Below are 11,542 nucleotides of genomic sequence, written 5' to 3'. Positions count from 1 at the left end.
AATGGTGCTGGCATAAGACATCCTCCCGGATATCTTGAATCACGCCAGCACCAATTTGGGAACCCAAAACGATTCAGACTTCAGGAAAGACGCTTTAACTGACGTTTTTCAAACTGTGCTACCTCTGTGATAGGGTATTTTCGGGTTTTTAGCGATTTGTGCTGCGACGCAGAAACTCAGCAAGCTACTGTTTTTTCTTGATTTAAATGGTGCCCGGGGGCGGAATCGAACCACCGACACGAGGATTTTCAATCCACTGCTCTACCCCTGAGCTACCCGGGCACGGGAAGGCGCTTTGCCTTGGGTGTGGGCGTTCTATGCCGTGCTGATGGCCGTGTCCAGAGCCTTTTTCAAAGAAATGTGCTAATGTTTGGAAGACAGGGATTTTTCTGCCTCTTCCAAAGCAATTTCAACGTCTTCCGGGTCAGTGATGGGGGTGGAATAGCTGCCGTTCAGCCACTTTGCGAGATCTTGATTTGCGCAGCGAGACGAGCAGAAGGGGCGATAGGTGGGATTGGTGGTTTCACCGCACATCGGACAGCTCATGCCAGCACCTGCCCAAGCGGGAGTCGGCTGCGTTTTCGCTGCAATTCAAAGTGCCCCAAGTTGGTCCAGCCGACGAGAATGGTTTCGTCGCTGTCTGCGCGAAAACTGGCGCGCAAGGCTGTTTCGAAAGCGCGTCGATCCTTCTTGGGCATAGGCGCCAGATCCAGAACGATTTGCCCACCCAGGCCGCGCAAACGAAGCGCTCGAGCCAGGGATTTGGCGCACGCAAGATTGGCCTTCACTCCCGCGGCCAAAGATGTATCAGCGCCGGTGTTCACGTCAACAGCCACCAAGGCGCGCGTCGGCTCGATGTATAAGAACGCTCCGCCACTCAGAGGCTCGCGGATGGATTTCAGCTGATCCAACGCATCCAAAACCCCATATTGCGCGAAACCGCCTGCCTCTTTTTCAATGGCAGCAGGCTCAGTCCACTCACGCCATGCCAGCAAATGCGGCGTATCCCCTTCGGCGAGAACCTCCGGGCCAGAACCATCATCCTGCAGGACCTGTTGAGCCAACTCGACCATAGCAAGGATGTCTTCTTCGATGTCAGCAGAATCGGCATCGGCGCAGGCAGACCGCAAGATCAGGCCAAACTCCAGACCGTCCATGGTCGTATGGGCGATCTCTAGCAACCGATCCCGCTCGGTCTCTTCTCGGATGGAGCGAGAGATGTTCAATCCAGGCGCGTCTGGGGTGACAATAGCATAGCGGCTCTTGAACAGCAGCTTCTGTGTAACCGGCAGGGCCTTGCCAGGTTCGGCGTAGCCCGTCAATTGGACCAACAGCTCTTGACCAGGGGCCAGGCCTTTAACTTGGCGCAAGAACGCAGGACCATCAGGGGTGGTCAGGAACATTCCGCCCTGCCCCTTTACTGGCCGGTCCGCTCGCGCCCGATAGATGGTGCCTGGCGTTGGCGCATCACTGTCAATCAGGAAATCCTCCAGGCGGCCATCAACCAACAGTGCAGCAGCCTCGCGATCATCGATATGATCAAGAACAATCATTCGCCCTTTCATGACGAAACCTCCATTCCTTGGTTCCATCCGGCTGCGCGCAGCAAAGTCGCTGTTTCCGCAAGTGGCAGCCCGACAATCCCTGTAAACGAACCGCTGATCCAGGGGATGAACGCACCCGCTGCACCTTGGATCCCGTAACCACCAGCTTTGCCTTGCCAATCATCAGTGGCCAAGTAGCCATTCAGCTCCTCATCAGACAGCCGCTTCATCTTCACCGCGCTGACGACGTCTCTGGTCCATACTTTTTCGCCACGACGAACAGCGACTGAGGTGATGACCTGGTGGCGCCGACCCGACAATGCGAACAGGAACGCAGCCGCCTCTGCCACATCAGCAGGTTTCCCCAGAATACGACGACCAAGAGCCACGGTGGTATCGGCACAGAGCACAATATCATCTGGTTCAGCAGAAATGGCCTGCAGCTTTTCAAAGGCAATGCGCGCGCAATAGCGGCGCGGCACTTCTCCAGCCTTGGGGGTTTCGTCGATTTCAGGGGGACAAACCACATCCGGGGTCACACCGAGCTGGGCCAACAACTCTAGCCGCCGAGGGCTTCCAGATCCAAGGATGAACGCCATATTGGGACCTCTTGTTGGTTTTGAGCCTGGCAACCTGCCAGCAATCTGGCACTGCTGCGGGCACATATTGGCTGCGTCGGATCTGCAGCTTGTCAAAACAAAAGCCCGGCGTAATCAGCCGGGCTTTGTGCGTAAGGTCAATCTGTCGCTTACTTAAAGCGATAGTTGATCCGGCCCTTGGTCAGGTCATATGGGGTCATTTCCACCTGAACTTTGTCGCCAGCCAGAACCCGGATGCGGTTTTTCCGCATCTTGCCTGCCGTATGCGCGATGATTTCATGGCCGTTTTCCAGCTCGACCCGAAACGTCGCATTGGGCAGGAGTTCCTTCACGACACCGGGGAATTCGAGCGTATCTTCCTTGGCCATGGTATCTCCATTTGTGTGGATTCCCGCCAAGTTGCGGGACGTGGGCCTAAATGAGCACTTTTTCCCTGTTTTTCAAGGGCACAATCATCGGAGCGAGCAGATTGTGACAGATTTCTCCGGTTCAGGTCGTTCTTGCCAATGCGTGCGATTGCGAACTGCTCCGTGGGACCGCACATGCCGGATCGCCGCAAGATCCACATCGCCATAGGTCCAACCCGGAGAATTCAACTCCCCCTCGGACAACACACCCGTTGCGGGAAAACCCGTATCTGGGGGCGCAAAAATGCCCCCGGCGCCAGTGTTGATATCAACGGCCTCGGACCACGCTGCGGGACCAACAATGGACGACATCACAGAGACGCACTGATTTTCGAGCGCGCGCGCCATCGCGCCAATCCGCACCCGCCAATAGCCGGACAGAGCCTCGGTGCAGGATGGCACCAAGAGGAGATCAACATCAGAAAGCGCACGTCCAAGGAGTGGGAATTCACTATCGTAACATATGAGGATACCGATTCTTCCCAAATCACTATCAAAAATAGTGAGCGGACCACCCCCAACTACGTTCCAGGGATCACGCTCAAACATGGTCATGATCTGTTTGTCTTGAAAACCTAGCTTTCCATTCGGAGCGTAAAGCGTGGCCCGGTTCACTGGGCGCTTGTCACCATCAAACACGGGTGCAGAGGCGCCCAAGATATGCACTTGGAACTGTGATGCGAGTTTGAGATGCAGAGCATCCACATCCGGCATCAAATCAGAAACAGCGCTCAGTGATCGCTCAAGATCGGCTGCCACTTCTGCACCGGCGAGCGTCGACAACTCCATCGAGCCATATTCTGGAAAAACCAACAGCTGCGCTCCATTTTCGGCAGCCTCTGACACCCAGCGTGTCAGCTTCGCTTCATAGGCAGACCAGTCAGTGAGCCAGTCAAGCGGGTAAGCTGCCGTCGCAATTTTCATAGCTATTCCTGTCAATCACAAGCATCCCGTAAAACCTGTTGGGCCAGGTCCCTATATCAGGTCAACGCACGCCACCAAAACTGTAGCGGTTTTCGACTTTCCTCAGTCTCCCCCACATCCCGCCAGGAAAACCCTGCAACGACACCCGGGATCGGAGCATATCCTCGCTGCCGCCAAAAAGGATGCAAATCGCGGGCAAATGTGGGTTTTGCAGGATGGTCATCGGGCCGCAAAACGCTGCAAAAAGCCGAATACCCAAAACCTTGCTCTGTGGCATGGGCTTCACGGAAATCGAAAAAGCGATGCCCAATCCCCTGCCCCCGATACGCAGGTAACAACACCGATTCTGCGCAATAAAAGATATCGTTCAGGTCGACATCAATGCTATCAAACGCTGCCGCGAAATCATCGGCATGATCCGCAAGGGGGGCACCGGTTGAGGCGCCAATCAGAACGTTTCCGTCCCAAGCTGCCACGACCACAGACTGCGCGCTATCCAGATAGCTCTGCAGATACTCTTGCTCATAAGCCAGGCTGCCATCGTACAGATACGGCCAATCCCGAAATACAGAAATCCGCAGGCGCGCAACATCATCCAAAGCTGTCGCCAAGGCCTCGCCCTTCAGGACCTCCAGTCGCACGCTCATTATGCGGAGACCTGTGCAATCCAATCAGCGAGGTTGTAATAGGTCGTCACACGCGTGATCTGTCCATCGCGCAGGTCGAAGAAAGAACCCGCTGGCAGCCGATATGTTTGTTGCTGCGCCTCGGGCAAACCGGCATCAGTTGCAAGATAGGTGCCGTTCACGGTGTATTCGGCCGCGGCGCGGGTGCCATCTGCGTTGACAAATACCACCATGTCCGTGAGGTTTTCGTCGTAACAGCGGCTCATATGCGCGCAAAAGTCAGCAAACAGCGCCTTGCCGCTGCGGATTTTTCCTTCATTCACGTGATGCGCGACATCGTCAGACAGGCAGGCCAACATCGCGTCAATATCTTTTGCGTTAAAGGCCTCGAAGTAGCGGGTGATCGTATCGGTCATTGTGTCTCCAACGGATTGCCCCAACGCTCAGTCAAACGCTGGATGATCTGGGATCGGGTCTGTCTGTAGCTTTCTAGCTTGGCGTCCCGGGTCTCTCCCAGTCCAGTTGGGTCCATAATCGGCCAATATTCGACATCGAGATGAAAAAAACGGGTCAGTTCAAGCGCGCGACGCTGGCTAGCCGGAGACAGAGCGACAACCAAGTCAAAGGACGACAGATCATCGCCCCATTGCTCCATTTCATCAAACGAACGCGACCGATGCCGCGACAGCTCAACCCCAATCTCTTGGCAAACGGCAATGCAGAACCCGTCGATTTCCATATCGTTTTTGACACCAACAGATTGGACGTAAGTGCCAGAGCCATAGAATTGCTTCATTATGCCCTCTGCCATCGGGGACCGGACCGCGTTGTGGTCACAGCAGAACAGGATCGACTGCGGCAACTCTTTCACGGGTCAGCCTCCGAAATGCAAAACGCAGATCAGGGTGAACAGGCGGCGCGCCGTGTCTGTATCGATCTCCGCCTTGCCTTCCAACCGTTCTTGCAAAACCCTGCTGCCTTCGTTGTGGATCCCGCGACGCGCCATATCGATGGTTTCAATTTGGCTCGGCGGCAGGGTTTTGACAGCGGTGAAGTAACTCTCGCAGATCTGATAGTAGTCTTTGACAACCTGACGAAACGGCGACAACGACAAATGAAATTCTGCGGCTTTTTCACCAGATTCTGCGGAGACATCAAACACCAGCCGCTTTTCCCGGATGGCGAGAGCCAAATGATAAGGCCCCTCCGGGACCGCGCGTTCATCACGAGCCGGCAGAGCGAAGCTGTTGTCCTCAATGAGATCAAAAATTGCCACCTTCCGCTCCTGTTCGATCTCAGGCGTAGGCGGCAGGAGATTTCTGTCATCCAGTTCGATGTGGCTGATGCGGCTCATGGGTCAGGTCTCTGTCAGAGGGTCATGTCAACATTGGCCTAGCCGATGCACCAACCCATCACAATGCGTTAAGCAACATAATTGCTTACCACACCATGCCAGGCGCAAAATCGCAACAAAACAACTGCGCCTAATCAGGAAATCACCAGTCCGTCAACTTTAGCGGTTCAAGCGATCCAATCGCGCGCGGATGGACAGGCCATGTGCTTCCAAGCTTTCGCTTTTTGCAAGCGTTTCCGCAGATGGCCCAATGGCGCGCAACGCCTCTGGCGTGATCTGGCTAAGCGTCGTCCGCTTCAGGAAATCCATGACAGACAAACCAGAAGAGAACCGCGCCGAACGCGCCGTCGGGAGCACGTGATTTGGGCCGCCGATATAATCGCCAATCGCCTCCGGCGTGTATTGGCCAAGAAAAATGGCACCAGCATGCACGGTTTTCACACTCAGGGCTTGGGGATCTGCGACGCAGAGCTCGAGATGCTCAGGTGCAATGCGGTTGGACAACTCAGCGGCCTCATCCAAATTCTGCACGGTGATGATGGCCCCGAAATCACGCCAGCTCCGGCCAGCAATCTCGCGGCGCTCCAGAGTTTCCAGGCGCAACGCGACAGCCTCTGCCACCGCGCCCCCAAATGCCTCATCATCTGTGATCAATATGGACTGGGCGCTTTCGTCATGCTCTGCTTGGCTCAAGAGATCGAGCGCAATCCAGTCCGGATCGTTGTCTTTATCCGCGATGACCAAAATCTCCGACGGCCCAGCGATCATGTCGATGCCAACCTTGCCAAAAACACGACGCTTCGCAGCTGCAACGAACGCATTCCCCGGACCTGTGATCTTGGCCACAGGTGCAATCGTTTCCGTGCCATAGGCCAGCGCCGCGACTGCCTGCGCACCGCCGATGCGATAGACCTCGTCAACACCGGCCAGGCGCGCAGCCAGCAAAACCAACGGGTTGATAACACCATCCGGCGTCGGCACCACCATCGCCAATCGCTCTACTCCGGCAACTTTGGCAGGGATCGCATTCATAAGAACCGAAGATGGATAGCTGGCCAAACCGCCCGGAACATAAAGACCCGCGGCAGACACCGCTGACCATCGCCACCCCAGCACAGCGCCTGTCTCATCTTCCCATTCATCATCAGACGGCAATTGGCGCTCGTGGTAGGCACGGATGCGCTCTACGGCCAATTCAAGCGCACGACGCTCCTCATCGCTGACAGTTGAAATTGCAGCATCGATCTCAGCTTCGGTGAACTGTAGCCGATCCGCCGACAGGCTCAGACGATCAAACTTCTCTGTCAGTTCGATCAAAGCCGCATCGCCGCGGTCCTGCACATCCGCGATGATCCCGGAAACGATGGCATCCACATCTGGGCTGTCTTCGCGTTTCGCCCCAAGCAGAGTGGCAAAGTCACCTTCAAAATTCGGGTCAGTGGTTTTGAGAAACTGTGGCATGGGGCGCTCCTTTGAGCCTGCAATATAGGGCAAGCCTTGCAGTCTCAAGGCAGGAACGGCCTATCACCCCCAATCCTGCAACGCGTCCTGCAAAATCGGGTGCAGAAATCCATCTGCCTTTGGCTGATCGAGCATTTGAAGCATCATCACGTCATCCCGCGGCAGGCCATTGACGAGAACAGACCTGGGCCGAATTCCGATGATCCTGAAACCGGCCCGCAGGTAAAGCGCAAAGGCTGACTTATTCTGCCGATCAACCGTCAATTCAATCTGCTTCAAACCAATCTCACGCGCATGAGCTTGAAGAGCGGACAGAATTTGGGCGCCAAGCCCTCTGCGGCGCCAAGCGGGATCAACGAAGAGAGGCCCAACATCACCAGTATGACCAAGTCGTTCAAGCCCGCCAGCGCGAAGCGCGGCAAAGCCAACAAGGCGTCCGTCCTGAAAAGCTCCCCAATAGACCTTTGCCTCCAGGGCGGCGCTCAACTGGGCGTCGGTGATAGCCAACATTTCAGACGGGGTGAGCAGAAATGCCTCTGGCACCTGCTCAAGCCCTTGACTCCAAAGAGCTCTGAGCAAGGGCAGATCGTCAGGCCCAAGACAGCGTATCATGGTGTGCCGTGATCGGGCGCCGCACCTGACAATGCCTTGTAAGGGCGGGTCACATCGCGCAGCGTCACTTCGAGCGCGTCGACCTTAAGCCGAAACGCGCCATCCCCTGCAAATGTTAGCAAGAGGTGTCCTGCCTCATCCTCTGCTGGCTCATAGGCTATGGACAGCAAGGACAAAATCAGATCGCGTTCTTTGCGATCAATGCCCTGGGACGCAACACCTAGAACCTGATCAATGACAAGCACGCTTTGCACACGTTCATAGGGCCGCCCACGCCGCTCTGCTGCGACCTTGTCTTCCCAGCGGAAGCGATTGATCAGGAGGGCAAAACGACGCTCTGACGGTCGCCAAGTCACCTCCGTTACAGGCAACACCGCGTCCTGAACCAGAGATGCGATGACCTGCAGATCATCCTGCTCGAATGCCCCTAAATTGAGCGGCGCTTCCCGCCCGTCATCAAAGCGTGCGTCTGTCATCACTGCTCCTTGATACGTTCGATCTGCGCCCCGACTGCTGACAGTTTGCGTACCACCTGCTCGTAGCCCCGATCCAAATGATAGACACGGCTCACCTTAGTTTGGCCCTCGGCCGCAAGCCCAGCCAGAATCAAAGATACAGACGCACGCAAATCTGTGGCCATAACAGGCGCCCCCTTAAGCGTGCTGACGCCCGTCACCGTCGCGTGCCCACCCTGAACCTCAATCTTTGCGCCCATACGCATCAATTCAGGTGCATGCATAAACCGATTCTCAAAAATCTTCTCTTCCAGAACACTTTTGCCCTCGGCGGTACACATCAAGGCCATCATCTGCGCCTGCAAATCGGTTGGGAAGCCGGGGAATGGCTCAGTCACCACATCCACGGCCTTCACACGATCCGAACCGCGCCGCACCGTAAGGCTGTTGGCATTCTCAATGATCTCGATGCCCGCTGCTTCTAGCTTTTCGCAGAACGCACCAATAAGATTCCGTCGGCCGCCGAGCAGCTCAACCTCACCACCACAGATTGCCGGGGCCAGCATATAAGTGCCCAACTCAATCCGGTCCGTCACGACCGGATGGGTCGCACCATGCAGACGATCCACGCCCTGCACGGTAATGGTCGATGTGCCATCACCGTCGATTTGGGCGCCCATTTTGCGCAAACAATCCGCAAGATCGACGATTTCCGGCTCGCGCGCAGCGTTCCGGATGACAGTTGTTCCTTTCGCCAGTGTCGCCGCCATCAGGACATTTTCAGTTGCCCCAACCGACACCAAAGGAAAATCGATTTCCCCGCCCTTCAGCCCTCCGATGGGGGCCTTTGCATGGACATAGCCATCCTTCAGCTCCAACTCAGCGCCGAGCGCCTCCAAAGCCCGCAGATGCAGATCGACCGGACGCGCGCCAATCGCACAGCCGCCGGGCAAGGACACAACCGCATGACCATCCCGCGCCAACATGGGCCCCAGCACCAAGATGGAGGCACGCATTTTGCGCACGATATCGTAGTCGGCGGTATGATTGTCGATATTATGGCTCGACAGCGCCAAAACCTGTCCGTCCTGTAGGCTGGACACCTCGGCACCCAGCGATTGGAGCAGCGTAGTCATCGTACGGATATCAGATAGCCGCGGCGCATTGGTGAGCGTCAGCGGCTCTTCACTCAGCATCGTGGCAGGCATGAGCGTCAGACATGCGTTTTTTGCGCCTGCAATCGGAATTTGGCCGCGAAGCGGACCATTCCCTGTTACCAAAATCGAATCCATCTGCTCTTTACTCCTTGGAACCGCTTTGCGCCGACGACTCGTCACTGTCTGTGGCAGACCGTGCCTTTGCCTGCGCCTTGCGTCGCGCCATATTTGCCTTCAAAGCGGCTTTCAACCGGTCTTCCCGCGCCTGCGCCGACCCGGTGTTCTTTGATGTTTTTTTCTCTGCCATAGGTCATCTGTACCGGAGAGTGAAAAAACCGTCCAGAATGCTCTTGCGCCTCAGAAAGTTTATGCCTAAAAGCCCCCTCACCGGCGCTGCTGTAGCTCAGAGGTAGAGCACTCCCTTGGTAAGGGAGAGGTCGAGAGTTCAATTCTCTCCAGCAGCACCAGTTCTTCAAATACAAAATCATCCACTGAGCGCGCCGTAAGTTCTGCGAGACGTCTTGACTTGTGGCGCAGATTCTTACGCCAGCGCTCAGCATGCGGCAAAATCCCGACAAAAGCGCGCAGTTGCAGCACCCGCCTGCAATCGGCGGCGTTTGGAAACAAACACTCCGATATCGCCTACATCGTTTTCAATCTTGAAATTCGATTCAAATGCAACCGACTTTGCGCGCGGAGAGTAGTAAGATTTAAGTCCAAATTAAGGCAACACGATCAGCATCAAGAGCACACAGCCTGTAGCCTGCATGAGGGTAGTTTCTCCCGAAAATGCGCTGGTTCAGGCAAAAGCTGCTTGGGATTTGATAAAATGTCTGCCTGCACTGTCCACACTTCTTCGCCCTTCAAAGTGTCTGCGTCAGTGGCGCATGGCATCCATCGCGAGTTAGCCAGTATCACCGCCAGGCGCGTAAACGGAAAAAATAGGTTTCATCAAACTCGCATTTGCGGCGGCACCAACCTCCATCGGGGCTCCGCCAAACGATTCTGCTTGCCATCAAAAGACCCCAGATTGCGAGAGAACCAACAGCCCACCGCCATCTGAGGCTGTCGGGACACCCAGCAACGCAGACATGAATGGTGGCCATCAACCGCATACTGCCACCAGTTCGTGAACTGCCCGACACGCAGATCCAACCCAAACACCAATTCAGACAGGGACACGTTCGACGCGCCCGCACTCCCACAACGGGAGGCAGCGGCGCTCATTCCATCGTGCCGACCCGGACACAACCAAACACTGGGAAGGCAGATCGTCAAAATGAGGTCCAAAGTCATGCAAAAACTTGCCAGAACGGCACTTCAAATCGCGCTCCTGACAATCGTTTCCTTTGGGACACTCCTGGTCAGCCAGGAAACGCTCTCTGCCCAAGGGTTGAACCGGGATATCAAAACCCAGCTAAAAAAATACGCAAAGCGCAATGTTGAAGTGCGCTTCGAAGGATATCTGACAGGCTATAGCTATTGGGACAACACGCCCCCTGGCAGCGCAGCGATCGCCCGCCCTGTGCTGCGGAGCAAAGCCGGGGGAACCGGCACCTATCGAGACCCGATCACTATAGCCGTGGGACACGCCATCCGCCGCGGCAAACAAACACTCGATTTTCCACCTGGCACACGGTTTTATATCGAACGGTTGCGCAAATACGCCATTGTCGAAGACGTCTGTGGTGATGGCCGCCAGCCACAAAACGGCCCCTGCTACACCGGAAAAGACGGGCGCCCCTGGTTGGATATCTACATCGGTGGAAAATACGATAGCGTCCGACACACCGAACAGTGCATGTACCGTTTGACGGGGATGCAAACCATCCGCATGAACCCGCGCCGCGGATACCCGGTTGCGCCAGGTGAAATCTCTGCAACGGGCTGCAGGGTTTTTGGTCCCATCGGATCCTAACCAAACCCAATCAACAAGCGGTGCGCCGTTACTGAGCGCGCCGCTTTAGATGGGCCAAAGCCTGCAACACAATGCTGTTTGTGTTTAGATCCGCATGGTTCTGCATCTGACTGTATTCTTTGAGATAAAGACCGCTGCTCATGCCAAACCCCTCGATACGGGCACGGCTTTGCGCAATTTGGAGCATCCTGTAGGTCTGATTGCAGGGACGCACCGCGTACCAGAGATAGGCAGCCTTGGTTGAAAAAATGCTGTAGTCACTTGTTTCAATTGGATCAAACACCACCTCGCGACCCCGCCGATAGCTAACATTCCATCGTGTGACGTGGCCCAGGTCGAACCCCTGATATACTTAGCGTCATCGAACTTCCGAGTTTTGATGAGTTGACGTCATGCGTGAAAACGGTTCAGTTAGGCTCATGATCCGCCCCGGTTTTCTTACCCCTTCAGAGCGTCGAGAGCTTGAGGCTTGCGTGCGCAGTCAT

General features: G+C 55.7%; 15 protein-coding genes, 2 tRNA genes and 1 pseudogene. 2 read left to right on the top strand and 16 right to left on the bottom strand.

All coding sequences use genetic code 11. The features are described 5' to 3' along the window. Positions 1-207: 207 nt before the first annotated feature. The 15 genes from Q0C28_RS08705 to Q0C28_RS08635 all read right to left on the bottom strand — a co-directional run bounded on the left by Q0C28_RS08705 (position 208) and on the right by Q0C28_RS08635 (position 9,446). Positions 208-282, bottom strand: a tRNA-Phe gene (locus Q0C28_RS08705). Between the two features lie 81 nt (positions 283-363). After that, on the bottom strand, positions 364-546 hold the full coding sequence (yacG, locus tag Q0C28_RS08700) for a DNA gyrase inhibitor YacG (protein WP_293574866.1): 183 nt from the start codon (positions 544-546) through the stop codon (positions 364-366). Continuing rightward, the gene (locus Q0C28_RS08695; protein WP_293574864.1) at positions 543-1,565 is read right to left on the bottom strand and encodes a ribonuclease E/G; all 1,023 of its coding nucleotides are present in this window, start codon (positions 1,563-1,565) and stop codon (positions 543-545) included. Before Q0C28_RS08695 ends, yacG begins: the two co-directional genes overlap by 4 nt. Further along, entirely contained in the window at positions 1,562-2,143 is a 582-nt protein-coding gene (locus tag Q0C28_RS08690) for a nucleoside triphosphate pyrophosphatase (protein WP_293574862.1), read from the bottom strand. Before Q0C28_RS08690 ends, Q0C28_RS08695 begins: the two co-directional genes overlap by 4 nt. Positions 2,144-2,292: 149 nt before the next feature. Then, a complete protein-coding gene (gene infA, locus Q0C28_RS08685) occupies positions 2,293-2,511 on the bottom strand; it encodes a translation initiation factor IF-1 (RefSeq protein ID WP_005978431.1) in 219 nt (72 codons plus the stop codon). 84 nt (positions 2,512-2,595) lie between these two features. Next, on the bottom strand, positions 2,596-3,474 hold the full coding sequence (locus Q0C28_RS08680; RefSeq protein ID WP_293574860.1) for a carbon-nitrogen hydrolase family protein: 879 nt from the start codon (positions 3,472-3,474) through the stop codon (positions 2,596-2,598). A gap of 56 nt (positions 3,475-3,530) precedes the next feature. Further along, complete coding sequence (locus Q0C28_RS08675) at positions 3,531-4,121, bottom strand: GNAT family N-acetyltransferase (protein WP_293574858.1); 591 nt, start codon at positions 4,119-4,121, stop codon at positions 3,531-3,533. After that, entirely contained in the window at positions 4,121-4,516 is a 396-nt protein-coding gene (locus Q0C28_RS08670) for a ketosteroid isomerase-related protein (RefSeq protein WP_293574856.1), read from the bottom strand. Before Q0C28_RS08670 ends, Q0C28_RS08675 begins: the two co-directional genes overlap by 1 nt. Continuing rightward, the gene (locus tag Q0C28_RS08665) at positions 4,513-4,971 is read right to left on the bottom strand and encodes a low molecular weight phosphatase family protein (protein ID WP_293574854.1); all 459 of its coding nucleotides are present in this window, start codon (positions 4,969-4,971) and stop codon (positions 4,513-4,515) included. The genes Q0C28_RS08670 and Q0C28_RS08665 overlap by 4 nt, the downstream gene beginning before the upstream one ends. A 3-nt stretch (positions 4,972-4,974) precedes the next feature. Next, positions 4,975-5,454 carry a UPF0262 family protein gene (locus tag Q0C28_RS08660; protein WP_293574852.1) on the bottom strand — a complete coding sequence of 160 codons (480 nt, stop codon included), beginning with the start codon at positions 5,452-5,454 and terminating at the stop codon, positions 4,975-4,977. 159 nt (positions 5,455-5,613) lie between these two features. Further along, positions 5,614-6,915, bottom strand: coding sequence for a histidinol dehydrogenase (gene hisD, locus Q0C28_RS08655; RefSeq protein WP_293574850.1), 1,302 nt, complete (start codon positions 6,913-6,915; stop codon positions 5,614-5,616). Positions 6,916-6,978: 63 nt separating this feature from the next. Next, positions 6,979-7,527: a GNAT family N-acetyltransferase gene (locus Q0C28_RS08650; RefSeq protein ID WP_366934229.1), complete on the bottom strand. Its 549-nt coding sequence runs from the start codon at positions 7,525-7,527 to the stop codon at positions 6,979-6,981. After that, positions 7,524-8,003, bottom strand: a complete 480-nt coding sequence (locus tag Q0C28_RS08645; RefSeq protein WP_293574846.1) for a DUF2948 family protein — start codon at positions 8,001-8,003, stop codon at positions 7,524-7,526. The genes Q0C28_RS08650 and Q0C28_RS08645 overlap by 4 nt, the downstream gene beginning before the upstream one ends. Next, positions 8,003-9,274: a UDP-N-acetylglucosamine 1-carboxyvinyltransferase gene (gene murA / locus Q0C28_RS08640; RefSeq protein ID WP_293574844.1), complete on the bottom strand. Its 1,272-nt coding sequence runs from the start codon at positions 9,272-9,274 to the stop codon at positions 8,003-8,005. Before murA ends, Q0C28_RS08645 begins: the two co-directional genes overlap by 1 nt. Before the next feature lie 7 nt (positions 9,275-9,281). Then, positions 9,282-9,446 carry a hypothetical protein gene (locus Q0C28_RS08635; RefSeq protein ID WP_293574842.1) on the bottom strand — a complete coding sequence of 55 codons (165 nt, stop codon included), beginning with the start codon at positions 9,444-9,446 and terminating at the stop codon, positions 9,282-9,284. Positions 9,447-9,531: 85 nt separating this feature from the next. Here Q0C28_RS08635 and Q0C28_RS08630 point away from each other — a divergent pair. Continuing rightward, positions 9,532-9,606 (top strand) — tRNA-Thr (locus Q0C28_RS08630). 827 nt (positions 9,607-10,433) lie between these two features. Beyond that, complete coding sequence (locus tag Q0C28_RS08625; protein ID WP_293574840.1) at positions 10,434-11,057, top strand: hypothetical protein; 624 nt, start codon at positions 10,434-10,436, stop codon at positions 11,055-11,057. A gap of 28 nt (positions 11,058-11,085) precedes the next feature. On the opposite strand, the pseudogene Q0C28_RS08620 reads toward Q0C28_RS08625, so the two are convergent. Continuing rightward, positions 11,086-11,397 (bottom strand): annotated as a pseudogene (locus tag Q0C28_RS08620) (DUF3131 domain-containing protein); the annotation flags it as partial. Positions 11,398-11,542: the final 145 nt, after the last annotated feature.

The organism is Phaeobacter sp. (genome assembly GCF_022825805.1).
GTDB lineage: Bacteria > Pseudomonadota > Alphaproteobacteria > Rhodobacterales > Rhodobacteraceae > Phaeobacter.
This window is presented reverse-complemented; position numbering and strand designations above follow the sequence as displayed.